This window comes from Nostoc favosum CHAB5714, from assembly GCF_020829495.1.
In the GTDB taxonomy this organism is placed as follows: domain Bacteria; phylum Cyanobacteriota; class Cyanobacteriia; order Cyanobacteriales; family Nostocaceae; genus Nostoc; species Nostoc favosum.
In genome coordinates this window covers 56,089-73,751 of record NZ_JAIVFQ010000015.1, presented here as the reverse complement: position 1 = coordinate 73,751, position 17,663 = coordinate 56,089, and the positions used below count along the sequence as shown (strand labels likewise).

The following is a 17,663-nucleotide window of genomic DNA, read 5'->3' as shown; positions in this document are numbered from 1 at the left end:
TCATTAGTTAAATGACAAGCGGCTAATGACAAAGGACTGCTGATAAATAATAAAGTTATGAAAAAGATTTTACTGCGCTTTTTTGGTTTGATTGTGATTTTGATACTGGCATTTGGGTGGATAGTACTTAATCCCAAACCTGCTTTTGCTCAGATAAACACAATCAATTACAACAATATAAATTTAGAAAATCGTGATTTTTCTCATGCTGATTTGGCAGGTGTGACTTTTGTAGCAGCAGAAATGCGGGGGACGAATTTCCAAGGAGCGAATTTAACCAACGCAATTCTCACTAAAGGAGTTTTGTTAAAGGCAAATTTGGAAGGTGCGAATCTAACAGGCGCTTTAGTTGATCGCGTCACTATGGATGGTGCTAACCTGAAAAATACCATTTTTACAGAAGCCACTTTGACCCGCAGCCGTTTTTACGACGCCGAAATTACAGGCGCTGATTTTACCGACGCTTTAATTGACCGTTATCAAGTGTCGCTAATGTGTGAAAGGGCTGATGGGGTAAATCCGGTTACGGGTATGTCAACGCGAGATAGTTTAGGTTGTCGATAGTAAAGTGGTTAGCGGGGAGAGTACAGCACCAACACCTTAGAATCGGTATGCTAGGCTTGCGATAACAAACACTACTATTTATAGGGGGAGTTGATAAAATACTTTATTTTCTCTTTTATAAAATCCGTGTTTCTAGAGTCAATATTAGTATTTTTAGATTTAGCAATGTAATTGATGTAATTTTCTACATCGACTATTCTATCATGCAATTCAAGTTTAAAATTGAGACTAGCAAGACAACATAAAACTTTATTGATTGCAAAAGGTATTTCTTGAATAAAATCAATATTTTCAACACACACTATAAACTCATCTGTAAATTCCCTTAAGCCCAAAAAATAAAAATGTGTAGGTTGGGGAGCCACTGCGTTGGGCGGGTTTCCCGACTTGAAGCAAGTGGCGTTTGAGAAACGAAACCCAACATATTGCAGGGTTTGTTGGGTTTCACTTCCCTACGGGACGCTGTTCGTGTTCGTTCAACCCAACCTACAAATATTCTTAACTTTTGACTTTTGACTTTTGATTTTTGACTTTTGCCTTGCGATACCAGTTGCCTCTAATTACCACTGGGAATTTCAATCAAAAACTCTGTTCCTTCTCCTGGTTTAGAGGAACATTTAATTTGACCATGATGTTTTTCAACTATTATTTGATAGCTGATGGACAATCCTAACCCCGTACCTTTACCTGGTGCTTTGGTAGTGAAGAAGGGATCAAATATATGCGATCGCACCTCTTCTGGAATCCCCAGACCATTATCAGCTATTCTAATTACAATCAGGTTATTAACGGCTTGCGTACTAATCCAGATAGTTAAAGGTATTTTCGGACACCTTTGGGATAACTTCAAATACCTTTGCTGTATAGTTTTAAACTTTTCCTCTAATGCATCAATACTGTTACTTAGAAGATTCATAAACACTTGATTTAATTGCGCTGGATAGCATTCGAGCAAAGGTAAAGTAACATATTCTTTCACAATTTCAATAGCTGGGCGTTCATTATTGTTTTTGAGCCGATGCCCTAAGATTAGCAAAGTACTATCTAATCCTTCACGAATGTCTACTGGCTTCAATTCAGCCTCATCTGTACGAGAGAAGTTTCGCAGTGATAGGACAATCTCACAAATCCGCTCTGTTCCTACTTTCATCGACTCAAGGGTTTTGGGTAAATCTTCGATGAGAAAGTCCAAATCAGTCTTGTCAATTTGCTCTTGAACTTGCTTTAAATAAGAATCCTGTTTTAATGCGACTCCCAATTGCTCGGCTATTTGACTGGTAAATTCAATTTCAGAGGGTTGCCAGTGACGAGGAGCGGTGCATTGGTGAATACACAGTAATCCCCAAAGTTCACCTTTTTTTAACAGAGGTGCGATCATATTTGCCCGCACTTGAAATTTTTCTAGGATTTGGATGTAGCAACCTGGAAACTTTCCTTGATAAATGTCAGCGATCGCATTTACTCGACCTTGTGCATAAAGGGGTGCAAAGTTTTCACCGAAGCAATAATCATAAACTTTTTCTGCGATTACTGAGTTACATTCAGGTACAACGTCCTCAGAAATAAACTCTCCTTCCCAATCTTTTTGAAGGTCAAAACGAAAGATTGTCACTCTGTCTGCTTGCAGCATTTGCCGTGCCTCAGTGACAGTAGTCTGGAAGATTGTATCTAAATCTAAAGACTCCCGAATTCGAGTAATCACGCTAGTTAATGTCTTTTGTTGCTCTGCTTGGTACTGAGCGTATGCCAGCAACTTATGGTGTCGCACTGCCACACCAATTTGTGTGCCGATTTTGGTCAGTGATTCGACTTCATAAGATTGCCACTGTCTGGGTGAGGAATTTTGATAGGCAGCAATGACTCCCCAAACTTTGTCTCCTTGGAGAATGGGGGCAGTTGCAAAGGCTTTTGCCTGGAATTGCTCTAACAAGGTTACATGACACTTTGTTAATCCGGCTTGGTAAATGTCATTGACTGTAAATGTCTGATTGTCAACGTAACGTCCTCCTTGCGTCTGTTGTAAATAAGTATCAGCGATCGCAGGAATTTCATTTTGAGCGTAGGCGTAGCCCGCCTTCGGCATCGCGCCAATACCCCCCGTAGGATGCAAGGGAGGGCTGTAGGGCGAAAGCATTTAAAATAAGTAATTTGTCAAAATTTACCTGACAGACTGCGGAATTTCAGGTTAAATGTTTTAAGATATGCACTCTGCAAGAGTTGTCGGGTAATATTCGTGACACAACAAGACCAAAAACCCTCTCGTTCTTTCGCTGGAATTGCTGGCATTGTTGCCGCAGCCACATTAATTAGTAAAGTCTTCGGTTTAGTGCGGCAGCAAGCGATCGCTGCCGCTTTTGGTGTTGGTGCTGCTGCCACTGCCTATAGTTATGCCTATATTATCCCTGGCTTTCTATTGATATTACTCGGTGGTGTCAATGGGCCATTACACAGTGCAGTTGTCAGCGTTTTAGCCAAGCGGCGGCGAGAAGAAGCGGCTCCCCTAGTGGAAACCGTGACAACGCTGGTAGCTGGATTGCTGTTGTTGGTGACGGTTGCTCAAGTTTTATTTGCGGATGCGATCGTTGATTTAGTTGGTCATGGTTTGGAAGAGACAACCAGAGCGATCGCAATTGAACAACTCCGCATTATGGCACCAATGGCTTTATTTGCCGGATTAATTGGCATTGGCTTTGGTACTCTTAATGCAGCCAATCAATATTGGTTACTCTCCATTAGTCCCTTATTATCCAGTATTACCGTTGTTGCCGGCCTTGGGATCTTGGCTATGCAACTGGGCAAAGACATTATTAAGCCGGAGTACGCTTTAATCGGTGGAATGGTTTTAGCTTGGGGAACCTTGGCAGGAGCCATTCTCCAGTGGTTAGTGCAGCTAATTGTCCAGTGGCGGTTAGGATTAGGCACATTACGCCTGCGGTTTGATTTTAAATCTCCAGCCGTTCAAGAAGTCATTAAAATCATGACTCCAGCAACAATTTCTTCTGGAATGATGCCAATTAATGTTGCCACTGACCTTTATTTTGCCAGCCCTATCCCTGGTGCTGCGGCAGGATTTAACTATGCGAATCTATTAGTACAAACTCCGTTAGGGATTATTTCTAATATCATTTTGCTGCCCCTATTACCGATATTTGCCAAACTTGCCAGCCCAGAAAATTGGCCAGATTTAAAATTACGCATTCGCCAAGGACTGCTACTTACTGCCTTCACCATGCTACCGCTAGGGGCGCTGATGGTGGCGCTATCTGTACCTATTGTGCAGGTAGTATATGAGCGCGGTGCTTTCAAGCCAGAAGCTACACAGCTAGTTTCATCCTTGCTAGTCGCTTATGGAATTGGGATGTTTGTCTATTTGGGACGTGATGTTTTGGTGCGGGTGTTCTATGCTTTAGGCGATGGACAGACACCTTTTCGCATCAGCATTTTTAACATTTTGCTCAACATCATATTAGATTGGTTTTTCGTTAAACCTTTTGGCGCTCCCGGTTTGGTATTAGCAACAGTGGGTGTAAATTGCAGTTCAATGTTGATGCTGTTATGGTTACTCGATCGCAAGCTCAATGGTTTACCTTGGCGTGAGTGGAGTGTGCCAATTCTGGGTTTGACTGCGGGTAGCTTGGTAGCTGGGGTAGCAAGCTATGGGACATTGGTTGCTTCTGGGCAATTTTTAGGTAAAACGGGCTTCCTGATTCTGGTGTTGCAATTGTGTGTATCAGGCTTCGTGGGGATTGCAGTGTTTGCTGCGATCGCTTCATCAATGAAAATACCAGAGGTAAATACTTTTATATCTCGTCTACGTCAGCGCTTTTTGAAGAAATAATGTTATTTAAATATTTCACCTGGTACACCCAAGTGGGTGAGAAAGAATTCAGCCACTTGGGTGAACCAGGTGTGCGAGGTTACATTTTGTAAAAAAAGAGATTCTAGTACTAGAGAATATTGATTTTACCTAACTCTAGTGAGAAGAATTCTATGAAACTTACAAAATTAGCTGCCTCTTTCCTCGCTGTTGCTTCCATTGTCCTCTCGGCTGGAATTGCTTCTGCTCAAACAGCTGGCACAAACGGCAATTACATCGGTGCTGGTGTTGCGGTTGGTGCAACCAGTGGCGGACAAGGAAACGATGAAGCACAAATTGGTGGTAATATTCAAGGACGTTACGCCCTTCCCAATGCGCCTGTTTCAGTGCGGGGTTCTGTGCTGTATGGTGGTGATGCCGCCGCAATTATGCCCATAGTGACTTACGATGCGCCCATCGCCAGAAACACTAACCTTTACTTCGGTGGTGGTTATTCTTTTGTAACTGACGAAGGTCAAAAAACCCCATTAGGCAATCAGAATTCACCTGTAGTCACCCTTGGTATTGAATCAGAAGTTAGCAACAATGTCATTGCTTATGGCGATACTAAATGGGGCATTGATGCCTACAGAAATAGTGATGCTGATGCTGTCAGCTTCCAAGCTGGATTAGGCTATCGCTTCTAGTGATTACGAGCTAGAAAGCAGCTTATTCACAACCTAAAGCAATGATATTTGCCAGCCGTAATCTAGCGGTTCTCAATTACATAGAATACAGACCATTCCTAGGGGCACAGCAATGCTGTGCCCCTACCGTGTATGCATCCAAATGAGACCCGTAATAGTAATTCGTTCTCTTTTTTTAATCATTTTTATTGATGATTTTGATAAAATTTGGGTGTTTTGAGGCAATTTTCCAGAAAATTATTTATGCTACTTTTGTTTGTGGGAAAGCGCCTGGAACAGCCGCTTTCCCACAAACACGCGACACATTTTTTGCCTGAAGTCTTATGGGTTAAAGTGTTCATAGTCAACACCCTAGAAGCAAGCTACGCACAGCGTCTCGTAGAGAAGTGCGGGCTATGACGCTCGTGGACTCGCTACCGCTACGCTATCGGCGTCGCTAACTCTGATTATCTAGGCTTAAACTCTGTATATTTGCCTCCTAACCCTTCCACAATCGTGCGTGTATTGGCAATTAACATTCCTTGGTAAGTCTCAGCTTCTGTGCCCTTTTCTCCCAAACCATCAGCGAACAATTCTCGGTCTGAAATCTGAACTTTTGCCTCTTTTGCTACAGCCGTAATCAATTTGGGATTAATTGTTGTTTCTGCAAAAATTGTCGGCACACCCTGTTGTTTAATATATATTGCTAATGCACTCACTCGTGCAGATGTCGGCGCTTCTTCTGTACTAATATTCCCTAAGGCCCCTTCAATGGGAATTCCATAAGCTTTGGAATAGTAACCAAAAGCATCATGGGTGGTGACTAATTTGCGTTGCTTGGATGGAATTGTGGCAATTTGTGATTTAATCCAGGTGTCTACCAGGCTGATTTCGTTGGTGAGTTTCTGAGTATTTCTGGTATAGGTTGCAGCATTATTTGGGGCTACCTTTATTAATTCTTGGGAAATCACCTCTGCTATGGCTATGCCATTCTGGGCATTTTGCCATACATGGGGGTCGATAACAGTTTTACCATCCTCCTCAAACTTCTGGGGTTTGGGGACTGCAACTTCATGTACAGCAACCTTGAAAGCATAATTTGAAGTAGTTTTAATTAGTTTGATTAAACTAGGCTCAAAATCGTAGCCGCCGTAGAGAATTAACTTTGCTTGCTCAATTGCTTTGCTATCATCAGGCTTGGGTTGGTATACGTGCGGATCTGAGCCTGGGTCGATTAAACACTTGAGGTCAATAGTATCACCTGCAATTTCTTTAGTTAACCCACAAGTAATACTATTGGTAGCGACTACTAACGGGCCTTTAACAGGGGCTTCTGACCCTAGTGAAATAACAGTTTGATTCGCAGACGCATTATCCCAAGGCGTGGGAGTCGATTGGCTGGTTTGACTATATCCAACTACCCCACACGTGAGAGCAAGAGCTGCTAGGGATTTCAATCGTAGTTTGTAAGATATCATAAATCTGATGACTCTAGTTATATTGATTATCATTATCATATAAATGGGAAATTAATGTTAGGAGATTACAGGGGAGTCATGCCAGTTGAGGATATGAAAGGGAACAGGGGAAAACTAAGCCAGACACTTGCAGTAGATCGAAAACTTGTCAAATTTGACTAATAATCCTGTTCTACGCCGCTTACCACTGGCTTAACTTCAGTAAATGGATCAGTGCCGCCACCCCAGTTAAAATCACTAATTCGGAAGCTGATGCCGCCTAACTCCAACACCGGATTGTAACGCAAGGTGATGCCATAGGTGCGACGGCTATATTCCAAAATGTAGTCGGTGCTAGTTTCTCTACCAGTATCCAAGTTAACAGATGTTTGAAAGCCTAAGCGAAAAGGGCCGTAGATTTGCTGTGATATCCCAGCGCTCAACACTTTGTTATCAACGGAGCGATCAAACAAAAAGGGTGATAATCCGTTGTTTAAGCCTTGAGAGTAACTAATATTAAAGGCGGTATAGTCGAAAAAAGGTCGAGAAAAATGACCAATTTGCCCTTGTAAGCCAATTGTACCAGTTAGGGTACTTTGGTTATCACCATTGGTGTAATAACTGGTAGTGCCTGTAAGTCCAGCGATCGCTCGCAAGTAAGGAACTACAGGGTTCGCCGTGTATCGCAATCCCTGAGTGGCAGTGGGTGGTAATGGTTTTCCCTGCCACAGCAACACTCCAGTACTGAGGGAAGCACTGCCTTGTAAACGACCTAGTGAGATGCGATCGTTTTCCCGCACTGGTTCTAGTAAGTCTTGGCGATCGGTGTTGGCATTGATATATCGAGCGCTTCCCTGATAGGTGAGGTTAATGCCACTCTTGCCTAAAGGAATTACAGGAGAGGTAACAATAGCGCCAAGACTGCTCTGAACGGTTTGAAAGCCGAGGGTACCGTTGTAAAAACGATCGCGGTAGCTATACTCCAGATTCAAAAGATGGGGAAGGGAAGTCCCTAATGTCTGGCGCAATCCTAACCTCACCCGCAAATTATCTTCTACCTTATTCAAGTTAAAACTAGTTAACTCCCCAGTCCCCTCAATTACTGCTCGTGGACTCAAAACAGAATTTATCCTTGTCTTCACAGCAAACAGTGCGCCTAAGTCACCCGTGCCTTCTTGCACAGCTTGCTGTACTAACAACTGGGGCGTGATCGTCCAGCGTGTCTGCTCTGTATCGATCACTGGAAAGCCACGCTCAATATACAAACCACCCCGATCTTCTCCATCATAGCCGGGGGAGACTATTGCAGGTGTAACCTCCCGCTCCCGGCGGTCAAGAGTCCGCTCATTCACTGGAATTGGTAAGGAGATTCTTTGATCCAATACTAAACGCTGCTTCTGTGTTCTGATGCGGTCTACCAAGGGTGATTCTCGCGTCAAAGTTACTGTATCTGCACGCAACTCTAGTTCTGGGGGCGAAAAAGGATCATTGGTGATGCGGACATCCCTTGCTTGCCAGCCTTGCGGATAAAAGTCAATGTGTTCAGCTTCAAACCTGAGTCGATTGACTAGACCCCCTGTTTTTGATGCCGGGATGTTGCTAGCATCTGCCTGACCACCAAATACCACATCAATTCCTCCAGGGCTGCTCACACCTGAAAGGGGCTGATTGGCTCTAATGCGATCGCTCGGCGGACGTTTTGGAACTCCACCAGCAGTTACACCTGTGGGTGAAAAAGCAAAATCTGTTTGTGCTGAGGGTACATAAATTTCTCCTCTACCATTTAGCAGTTCCCCACTATCTTGAACAAAGTTATAGGTAAAGCGTTGTCCACGCAGTACCTGATCGCCCCGTGTTAAAGTTACATTACCTTCCCCCGCAGCAATCAAGTTGTCTAAATTGACTTGCAGGCGATCGGCATCCACCACCGCCCCATCAAATCGCACAACTACATTCCCAACAGCTGTAATAATTCGCCGTCGCTCGTCATACTCTTGCCGATCTGAAGTGACTTCCACAATTCTCGGTTTAGCTGGCGGCGTGCTAGCTGGCGCAGTTGTACCAGATGGTTGACTTTCTAGCTGATTAGTGCTGTCTACCTCTGGTGTAGGCGTTGGTGCTTGAGCTTGTTGTTGGGCTTGGGACTTGAATCCTACAGTGATGGGCGATGAGAGTTGGTTTTTCGGGTTACGAGACTTGAATTTTAGAAAATTTTGTACTGATTGAGAACTCGGTGCTAGATCAGCAGCAGATACAGAGATATTGTCTTTTGCTGAAGACTGTGGTGCAGTAATATGACTTTGCTGTTTTTGCTGGGTTAACTTCTGTGCTAAAATTCCCGCCTTGGATTCGACTAACTTGTTGCTGTTTGTGGCAGTTGGGACAATTTGAAGAGGAGGCGGAGATTGGGCGAGTTGGGGATTTGGGGAAACTCTATAGCTAAAGCTACCATCCAAAAAAGTTTGTTTTTCTCCACCACTAGAATTTGGATCTAGCGATCGCTCACCGAGTTTTTGAGAAGATTCACCTTTTACGTTTACAGAGGAAGCCTCCGCTCCAACTTTTATTGGCAATACAGTGGCTTCTCTTTGCATCTCCCGTTTGCGTAATGCCGCTCTTAGGAGAAGTTCCGAGCGCCGAACATCGACACTTGGACAAGTCCAAGTGTCTTCTTTATCTTGGTAATTAGAGGTTTTAACCTCCGGCGTGGGATAACCAACGATTAGCGATCGCCCGAAAAGTGTAGCAGTTCCAGAACTCTTGATGGGGGAAATTTCTGGTGGGAGGGTTTCTGGTGGATGGGGTACAGAGGGAGTTTCGGCAACTACCAAGTCATTCTGAGTTGAGTTTATCGGAGTTGACAATGGCGGATCACTCTTGGTGTCACCCGCAATTGCCAACTGGGCCAAATCCTTGGGCTGCTTGGATTTGTCTGTCTTTTCGTGTATTCCAGTATCTACACCTGAAAGAAAATTTGTATGACTAGCAGATGAGGCGGGATTTACAACTTGTAAAGATTCGAGGATAAAAGGCGGATCAGGCGGCAGAACTGGATGAAGCATATTTGAGCATAATCGGGCTAACAAACAGCCAAATGACGGACGGAAGGATTAAATATACATTTTGCCTTCCGACTGTCGCCTTCTGCTACCGGTAGCAAGCCACTTTGAGCAGGAAACTTACTAGGCGAAAGTTTAGTAAGTTTCCGTGGCGTTTAATATCTTCCGCCTTCTAAAGTCGCGGATAATTTATCGCTCTTTTACTCTAAGTCCCGACGGCCGGGGTTACGAGCTGGATCGTTTGACAAAAATCCGAAGACGAAGATAGTTACGAAGAAGGCAACAACAATATAAACAGCGATTTTTAAAGTCAACATAGAAATATCTCCAAGGGGTAAGACAAAGAAAGCTTTTCTTTCAGGATCTGCCATGCAGAAAAGATAGCTCCTTTATATTACCCAAATCTCGTCCCTTTTTGAGAGGACTCTTGCCGCAAGGCGGAAGTCAAAAGGAGCCAGTGCGTTCTTCTCCCAAAGGGAGAGGCTAGCGCCAACGCGTAGCGTCTTGTAGAGAAGGGGGTTTCCCCCATGAGCCACTGGCGTCGGGCGTCGGATCTGCCGACTTTTCGCTCTTAGGGTTCCGGCAGGGTAGCAACTGGCTCTCAAAAGTCAAAAGAATTGTATTCCGGGCTTTTGCGGTTGTCTGACTTTTAGATGACCCTAAAAAATAACTTGGAGACTAGTTACTCTTGTGACGTTAACTGAGGGCAAAAGTTTCTTCAAAAAGGGAACAGGTTAATTGTTACAGGAGATAGCTACCCTGACTTTTCACGTTATGTGGAAAAGTCTACCAAAAACCTAACCCCCTAACCCCCAACCCGTGGCGGGAAGGGGGAAAATTCAAAGTCTCTCTCCTTAAAGGAAGAGAGATTTAGAGAGAGGTTTTCCAGATGACCTGAATTGTCAGATAGCTACCATGCCCCATGCCCTATTTCTCAGCTTGAAGTAATGCTTAAGTCTTTGCCAACTCGATTTTTGATTACTCGTGCAGGTATGCCTACAGCAACGGAGAAAGGAGGAATATCTCTATTGACAACTGCTCCCGCACCAATAACACTGCCTTTGCCGATAGTAACGCCATCTAATACTGTTACTCCATGCCCTAACCAACAATCATCCTCAATTACAATTCCCTTGCGAGTAACACCTTGGTATTTAATCGGCTCCATCGGATCGGCAAAATTATGATTGTTGGCATATATCCCTGAGTGGGCAGCAATCAAGCAGCGTTTACCAATTTTAATGTCTCCTGGCCCCTCAATACACACGTTGGGAGCAATGAATGTGTCTTCATCAATATGTATACACGTATTTTCTAAACACCCTATATCAACGTTACGCTCAATAGCGACTCTATTTCCTAGATGAATTTTATTATTTTTGTGTCCTCTAGCATCCATCCGCACACCCTTGAAAATATATATTCCACTGCCTATCTCAATACAGCAAGTACCGTTAAATTCAACACCATCTTGAATATAAACTGGGCTGCCTATCTGGGCAAAAATACTACGATATCCCAAATTACGCAACTTCGGCCCCAGAATAAGTGTAGGAATATCCCCTAACACAGTAGTTACTAAAAGTTCTTGCACGCGCTGCAATTTTGAAAAATATTTCTCGTTATGCATGGCTATATATCTCTTCAATCAATTGTTGTTGGGAGTATTGAAAGTTGTTTTGGCTGTATCCTAATCTTCTGCCAACACTAGAAAAATTTGTATTTATTAATACATGAAAGTGAGTTGGCAGTATTACCGAAATTTACCCATATTTTTAGATGGTTTTCCAATTGAAAAACCAGAGTCTGGCTTTGACTATGTGAGCAATTATTGAACTTACAGCAGAATTCAGGAGCAAAACACCCTTTATACCTGGGTAACAGACTTAGCTTGTGTACCTCACCAACTTGAAATCTGCTGTAGATGTGTATAATCACCCAATTGATATGCACAATTGCGTTAAGTCGTTAGAAGCTTTTCTACTATATGTACGTAAAAATTTGGCTTCTTTTTCACCATAACAATTAACAAAACAATTTCAGTGCATTGCAGAGTCAAACCTCAGACTCTTAAATTGTCTGATGGGGAAATTTGCTGGTTTAGATAGGCTACTGTTTCGGTTCTCTGGCAAATTTGCAAAGCTTGTTACGCAAATAGGGATAAAGTTGTTTGCCTTGAGGCTAATTTTTCTCAGGCGGTTTTAGTCTTTTGAAACAACTTAGTTCCACAAGCTATTTTGCAACAAAAAATACATTTAACTAGACTATATTCAAAAATTAGATAAAATTTCTGCCTAGCATGACAATGTAATTATTGTTGGATTTTTATGGGTATTTTTGCCCAAATAAAACCCAACTAGGGTGGATTATCTCCCACATCAGCCATCACATTGAAGTTAACCATCGGTGCAAACAAGTAAGCGCTTCCCCGACTGCTATGACGGCTTTCTTGCAACGAATTTCTAGAGTATGCTGCTCCAATCATGTTGCACACGGATGATTTATAGACTAACCAATTCATGTTTTTAATTACATAAATGGCTTTTAATAACAATTGTTTTTAACGATAGCACATTTTATTTTTAGTGGAACACTCTTATTAAATAAGTTGATTTCCAAGTTGCTTGTTGATCATAATGGTGAGATTAGTTAACTTTTTTACTAAAGTGATGCCTACGGCGGGCAAAGCCTACGCTACTCTAAATTAATTTTATACACTTAGAGAAAAATTATTGAAAGCGGTAACTTTAAAAATGCTCTAAGCGATTAATTACCATTTATGTCTATATTTCTACCGTTGCTTGTCCAAGTAATTTTATTTTTTTGTGTTAACTGAGAATGATATCTACTATACTTATGACACCCTCTTCGTTAAAAAGCTAAAAATTTTCCTCTTCCCTATTACTGATATATAAAAATTTGTAAATCACCCATTCGGGTGAGCCAAGCGGGTGATGCGTGCTTGGCACTACTCATTATAAATTTTATTGAAAGAAAGCTAAAAGTAGCTTAGTTTCCAGGAGAAGTCCAGAAAAAACATCAAATGCCCAGATTGAAGTATCGGTTTTAACTCACACACTTGGTTCAAATTATGGCTTTAATTAAAGAAATTGCCCAAGAAGCTCTAAATATCGGCTATCTAAGTGTTGTAGCCGAAGATCAACTGCGATCGCAACTTCAAAGTAATTATGACTCAGAAGACCTAGATGCCTGGATCATTTTACAGCGAGCTATTGCGGCGGGTGATGTAAAACTTGAGTCGCGCCGAAAAAAAGCTTCTCTCTCTCCTAAAGCCAAGGACGCTTCATCTAGTATCAAACTTGCTTATCAAATGGCAGCCGAGATTGCTTATGCAGCAGCTGTAGCTTTGTCAATGACAAAAAATACCAAAGATCAGCCTTCACTAGGCGCGTAAAATAACACCTTACTAAGTTCTTTTGCTGGTTTAGTATTCAACTTTTATACTAAGTAGTTAGCATAGGCGTAGCCCGCCGCAGGCATCGCTTTTCCTAGTTAACTGCTTGGTATGGTTTTTACTTAACTCATACCATTTCACTTTAATAATGATACAAATACGCTGGTAGGGGCTTGTCTTTGCCCATTGGTGTCAACTTAACGTCAAAGCTATGTCCCGCAAGGAACTGAAGTTCCTTGCTAATAGCGAAAGTCATCTGAAGATGACTAAATATATTCAAAAATCTTTAGTCTACTTGAGTAGACTTTAGCTAAAAGCCAAAGAAATTCATTTCTGGGCGGGCGTGGAAGCCAACAGATAAGCGATTTTTAGCTTAAGTTGACACCTATGGTCTTTGCCATGCCCCTACGATAAATCTATATGTATCAGGATTTTCGTGAATTGGTATCAGATATTGCACTTCCCCAATCTTCCGCCAGAGAATTTATTCTCTGGCTCATAGCGAAAGTCCACTTAAGTGGACTAAAATCCATACCATCAATAAAGTTGAGTCCTCTGAAAAGGACTTTCGCTATTAGCCATAGGTTTCTAACCTATGGCGGTTTTTGAGATTGGTGCAAGATTTAAGTTAAGTTAACTCTTTTCTCTGACACTGCCTCTACGCTAGGGCAATTTTATTAAAAAATAATTAAAATTTTAACTGTTCCTTGACGCAGGTATGATTAATTTTCACCCACAGCCAAGGACTAAGATTGATCCCCGGAATCAATTCTAAAATAAATATAAATTATTTATTCTAAACTAAATTTTTTTAAGTGATACATGACAGTAAATGATTAAATTTTAATATACCAAGTACATGGCTGAAGGTAAGGCATAGAATTAGAAACACCTTAGTGTAAACTTTAGCAACTAGGTTAAAAAGATTCTCAATGCTTAACAAAGTCATCGCTTTTTCACAAACTACTGTATAAAGAATTGGCAACATTGGTAAAGAGAGTAAACAATAACCATAGCTAAACTTGGAGTTTTGCCAACCTATGCAGCCAATTCGTACATTTAACGTATCCCCTTCACTACCGCCGCGACTCGAACCACTACGGCGGCTGGCATATAACTTGCACTGGGATTGGAACGTTGACACTAAAGATTTATTTCGTCGCTTAGACTCTGACCTATGGGAGTCTAGCCATCATAATCCGGTGTTGATGCTGGGTACTATCTCTCAATCGCGGCTTCTGGAAGTTGTCGAAGATGAAGGCTTCCTAGCACAAATGGATCGAGCTAACCGTCAGTTAGACGATTATTTGCAAGAGCGCACTTGGTATCAGAAACAACGAGAGCAGAAACCAAAGGAATGTTACGCCTATTTTTCGGCGGAATTTGGACTTGTAGATTGTTTGCCCGTCTATTCTGGGGGCTTGGGTGTTCTGGCGGGGGATCACCTCAAATCTGCCAGTGACTTGGGGCTACCGCTTGTGGGCGTAGGTTTACTGTATCAGCAAGGCTACTTTGCCCAGTATCTCAATGCCGATGGCTGGCAGCAAGAACGCTACCTGCTCAACGATTTCTACAATATGCCCTTGCATCTAGAGCGCAATCCTGATGGTTCAGAATTGCGGATTGCGGTAGATTATCCAGGACGCAAGGTGTATGCCAGAGTTTGGCGCGTACAGGTAGGAACGGTGCCCCTGTATTTGATGGACACCAACATTGAACCCAACAACACTTACGACCACGACATTACAGACCAGCTGTACGGTGGCGACATCGATATGCGTATCCACCAGGAAATCATGCTGGGGATCGGTGGTGTGCAAATGCTCAAAGCTTTGGGGCTGAAAGTCACCGCTTACCACATGAATGAAGGCCACGCCGCCTTCTCTGCCCTAGAACGCATCCGCTTGCTGATTCAAGAAGAGGGACTGAATTATCCCCAAGCTAAACAGGTGGTGGCTTCTAGTAATATCTTTACTACCCACACGCCAGTACCAGCAGGGATTGACTTGTTCGCTCCCGACAAAATGCTGTACTACTTGGGGTACTATGCAGAAATATTTGGGTTGCCCAAAGAGCAATTTTTAGGACTGGGGCGCGAGAATACAGGCGATTTATCTGGGCCTTTCAGTATGGCGGTGCTGGCGCTGAAGATGGCAACATTTTCTAACGGTGTCGCCCAACTGCATGGTGTGGTGTCGCGGCAAATGTTCAAGGGTTTGTGGCAGAATGTGCCAGTAGAAGAAGTGCCGATCGCAGCAATTACTAATGGTGTCCATGCTCGGAGTTGTGTTGCGAAATCTACTCAAGAGTTATACGATCGCTACTTAGGGCCAAACTGGTCATCAGCACCACCAGATAGCCCATTGTGGGAGCGGATGGACGCCATACCCGATGAGGAATTGTGGCGCAATCACGAACGCTGCCGCTTGGATATGATTTTGTATGTGCGGGAGCATTTGGTCAAGCATTTAACTGATCGCGGCGCTTCGGCTTCCGAAATTATCCAGGCACAAGAAGTTTTAGATCCTTACGCTTTCACCATTGGCTTTGCCCGTAGGTTTGCCACCTACAAACGCGCTACCCTCTGGATGCGTGATTTGGATCGCATTAAGCGGCTTTTACTAGCTAACAAAGACCGGAAAGTGCAATTTGTGATTGCTGGTAAGGCACATCCCAAGGATATTCCCGGTAAAGAACTCATCCGCGAGATCAATCACTTTATCCGCGAACAACATTTAGAAAAACAGGTAGTGTTTGTTCCCAATTACGACATTCACATATCCCGGTTGATGGTTGCGGGTTGCGATATTTGGTTAAATACACCGCGTCGTCCACGGGAAGCCTCTGGTACCAGTGGTATGAAAGCAGCAATGAATGGATTGCCTAATTTAAGTGTACTAGATGGCTGGTGGGATGAAGCTGATTACGTCCGCACAGGCTGGGCAATTGGACATGGAGAGAATTACGACGATCCCAACTACCAGGATGAAGTAGAAGCAAATGCTCTCTACGAATTGTTAGAGAAGGAAGTTGTACCGTTATTTTATGAACATCGGGATAGTGATGGCTTACCCCGTCCGTGGGTTGCCAAAATGAAGGATGCAATTCGCCTGAATTGTCCCTTCTTTAATACAGCGCGGATGGTAGGAGAATATGCCGGGCGAGCTTATTTCCCGGCTAGCGATCGCTATCATACCCTGACAGTTGATAACTATGCCCCAGCTAAAGAATTAGCTGCTTGGAAAGAAAAACTGAGAGAACACTGGTTCAACATCAGAATCAAAGATATTGACGTATCGGCAGCTTCAGACATTGAGGTTAACCAAACCGTTGCTGTCAAAGCCAAGGTTGACTTAGCAACTTTGAAGAATGATGATGTGCAGGTGGAGTTATATCAAGGTGCGATCGATGCCAATGGTGATATTGTCAACGCTGTACCAGTGGTGATGGATTATCAAGGTGAAGATGCACAGCAATTGAGTATTTACACGGGTAATATCACCTATACCGCTTCTGGTTTGCAAGGCTTGTCTTTGCGTGTATTGCCGAAAAATAAAAACCTGGCTAATCCCTATGAACCAAGGTTGATTGCTTGGGCAGAATAAGAGTGCTGAGTAATTGTTGAATACTCAAGATTAGGCGTTGCTGATTTAAGTTTAGCAACGCCTTTTATTTACTTATTGGAAAAGTACGAGACGGGAGAGAAATCTATGAACAATATTTCTATTAAAGAACTTAAGGAGAAAATTGATGCAGGAGAGGAAGTCGTTGATCGTTATTTTGACTTTGCGACAACCAGAGTCGGAACGCCTCGTAAAATGACCTCACGAAGAGGACAGGATATATAGCGGTTCTAGTTTACGTGAGGTACACCCGTAGGGGCAAGTCTTTGCCCATTGGTGTCAACTTAAGTCAGAGAGCTTCATTCCACAGTCATTTTACCCCACACGCTATCCGGCTCCACGCAGGTGAACCCCAAGACCGCACTGGCTCCCCTTAATCCCCTCCCGAAGAGCGGGGAGGGGAAGTTTTGGCTTTAGACAAAACTGGGGTGGGGTGACGCGTCGAGTGATGGGTAAGTGAGTGAACTCAATATCACGTCTTTACAAGGGTTTCACGTTAAGTTGACACCTATGGGCAAAGACTTGCCCCTACACCTGGTGATATAATGCTGATTTAAGTTTAGCAACGCCTTTTATATCAAACATTTTTAGGTAGATAATTAATATCTAGTAGCTCTTCTAAGGTGTAAGTACAAGATTGAGGTAAGTTATCTAGTTTGCCTTCAGTTTTATCAATTACATATCCTAAAGCATCATCATAAATTGATGCTAATTCCTTTTCTAAGTATTGATATAAATTCGTTGTCAAATGACGTTTTAATTGATTCCTAAAACTTCTAATTTCTGCTTTCCAATGTCCAGAATTATATTGATATTCTTCTGTCCAATATTGCAGCAATAAAAAATGTCTAATAATTTGTTCTAATAAACTAGCAACCTTGGCTTTGTCTCTACGACCCAAATCTTCTAGCTCCTCTATTAAATTTTCTAAATCTAATTCTTCTAAATGGTTAGCTTTCAATAGTTTGATTGTTTCCTCTAACCAGAGATGATCATCAATTTCATAAAGCTCTTTTAAACTCAAGTTAGAACTAACTCCTTGCATAAAACCTCTTTGAGTTAA

At 42.7% G+C, this 17,663-nt stretch carries 14 protein-coding genes and 1 pseudogene; 6 read left to right on the top strand and 9 right to left on the bottom strand.

The features are described from left to right. Positions 1-57 precede the first annotated feature (57 nt). The gene (locus tag LC586_RS13020) at positions 58-564 is read left to right on the top strand and encodes a pentapeptide repeat-containing protein (protein WP_229485217.1); all 507 of its coding nucleotides are present in this window, start codon (positions 58-60) and stop codon (positions 562-564) included. Between the two features lie 74 nt (positions 565-638). On the opposite strand, the gene LC586_RS13015 is transcribed toward LC586_RS13020, so the two are convergent. From LC586_RS13015 to LC586_RS42605, 3 genes and pseudogenes are all read right to left on the bottom strand, one after another. Continuing rightward, positions 639-929, bottom strand: a complete 291-nt coding sequence (locus tag LC586_RS13015; RefSeq protein ID WP_229485207.1) for a hypothetical protein — start codon at positions 927-929, stop codon at positions 639-641. Between the two features lie 191 nt (positions 930-1,120). Further along, positions 1,121-2,266 carry a GAF domain-containing sensor histidine kinase gene (locus tag LC586_RS13010; protein ID WP_438822897.1) on the bottom strand — a complete coding sequence of 382 codons (1,146 nt, stop codon included), beginning with the start codon at positions 2,264-2,266 and terminating at the stop codon, positions 1,121-1,123. Positions 2,267-2,341: 75 nt separating this feature from the next. Further along, a pseudogene (locus LC586_RS42605) lies at positions 2,342-2,647 on the bottom strand (GAF domain-containing protein); the annotation flags it as partial. 150 nt (positions 2,648-2,797) lie between these two features. Between LC586_RS42605 and murJ the strand changes: the two are divergent. Both murJ and LC586_RS13000 read left to right on the top strand, forming a co-directional pair. Further along, positions 2,798-4,402, top strand: coding sequence for a murein biosynthesis integral membrane protein MurJ (gene murJ / locus LC586_RS13005; RefSeq protein ID WP_229485196.1), 1,605 nt, complete (start codon positions 2,798-2,800; stop codon positions 4,400-4,402). A gap of 152 nt (positions 4,403-4,554) precedes the next feature. Next, positions 4,555-5,067 (top strand): outer membrane beta-barrel protein, encoded by a 513-nt coding sequence (locus LC586_RS13000; protein ID WP_229485188.1) that lies wholly within the window; start codon positions 4,555-4,557, stop codon positions 5,065-5,067. Positions 5,068-5,513: 446 nt separating this feature from the next. On the opposite strand, the gene LC586_RS12995 is transcribed toward LC586_RS13000, so the two are convergent. The 5 genes from LC586_RS12995 to LC586_RS12975 all read right to left on the bottom strand — a co-directional run bounded on the left by LC586_RS12995 (position 5,514) and on the right by LC586_RS12975 (position 12,083). Continuing rightward, positions 5,514-6,524: a metal ABC transporter solute-binding protein, Zn/Mn family gene (locus LC586_RS12995; protein WP_229485186.1), complete on the bottom strand. Its 1,011-nt coding sequence runs from the start codon at positions 6,522-6,524 to the stop codon at positions 5,514-5,516. A 158-nt stretch (positions 6,525-6,682) separates the two neighbouring features. Then, positions 6,683-9,565, bottom strand: coding sequence for a DUF3769 domain-containing protein (locus LC586_RS12990; protein ID WP_229485184.1), 2,883 nt, complete (start codon positions 9,563-9,565; stop codon positions 6,683-6,685). Between the two features lie 197 nt (positions 9,566-9,762). Beyond that, positions 9,763-9,879 (bottom strand): photosystem II reaction center protein I, encoded by a 117-nt coding sequence (locus tag LC586_RS12985; RefSeq protein ID WP_015114068.1) that lies wholly within the window; start codon positions 9,877-9,879, stop codon positions 9,763-9,765. A 617-nt stretch (positions 9,880-10,496) separates the two neighbouring features. After that, positions 10,497-11,192: an acyltransferase gene (locus LC586_RS41095; RefSeq protein ID WP_229485182.1), complete on the bottom strand. Its 696-nt coding sequence runs from the start codon at positions 11,190-11,192 to the stop codon at positions 10,497-10,499. Positions 11,193-11,918: 726 nt separating this feature from the next. Beyond that, positions 11,919-12,083, bottom strand: coding sequence for a hypothetical protein (locus LC586_RS12975; protein ID WP_157816823.1), 165 nt, complete (start codon positions 12,081-12,083; stop codon positions 11,919-11,921). Between the two features lie 570 nt (positions 12,084-12,653). On the opposite strand from LC586_RS12975, the gene LC586_RS12970 reads away from it, so the two are divergent. The 3 genes from LC586_RS12970 to LC586_RS12960 all read left to right on the top strand — a co-directional run bounded on the left by LC586_RS12970 (position 12,654) and on the right by LC586_RS12960 (position 16,825). Then, entirely contained in the window at positions 12,654-12,977 is a 324-nt protein-coding gene (locus tag LC586_RS12970; protein ID WP_229485180.1) for a hypothetical protein, read from the top strand. A gap of 1,040 nt (positions 12,978-14,017) precedes the next feature. Then, positions 14,018-16,582 (top strand): alpha-glucan family phosphorylase, encoded by a 2,565-nt coding sequence (gene glgP / locus LC586_RS12965; RefSeq protein ID WP_229485179.1) that lies wholly within the window; start codon positions 14,018-14,020, stop codon positions 16,580-16,582. 105 nt (positions 16,583-16,687) lie between these two features. Continuing rightward, a complete protein-coding gene (locus LC586_RS12960; RefSeq protein ID WP_229485177.1) occupies positions 16,688-16,825 on the top strand; it encodes a hypothetical protein in 138 nt (45 codons plus the stop codon). 352 nt (positions 16,826-17,177) lie between these two features. On the opposite strand, the gene LC586_RS12955 is transcribed toward LC586_RS12960, so the two are convergent. Then, positions 17,178-17,645 carry a DUF29 domain-containing protein gene (locus tag LC586_RS12955; protein ID WP_229485165.1) on the bottom strand — a complete coding sequence of 156 codons (468 nt, stop codon included), beginning with the start codon at positions 17,643-17,645 and terminating at the stop codon, positions 17,178-17,180. Positions 17,646-17,663: the final 18 nt, after the last annotated feature.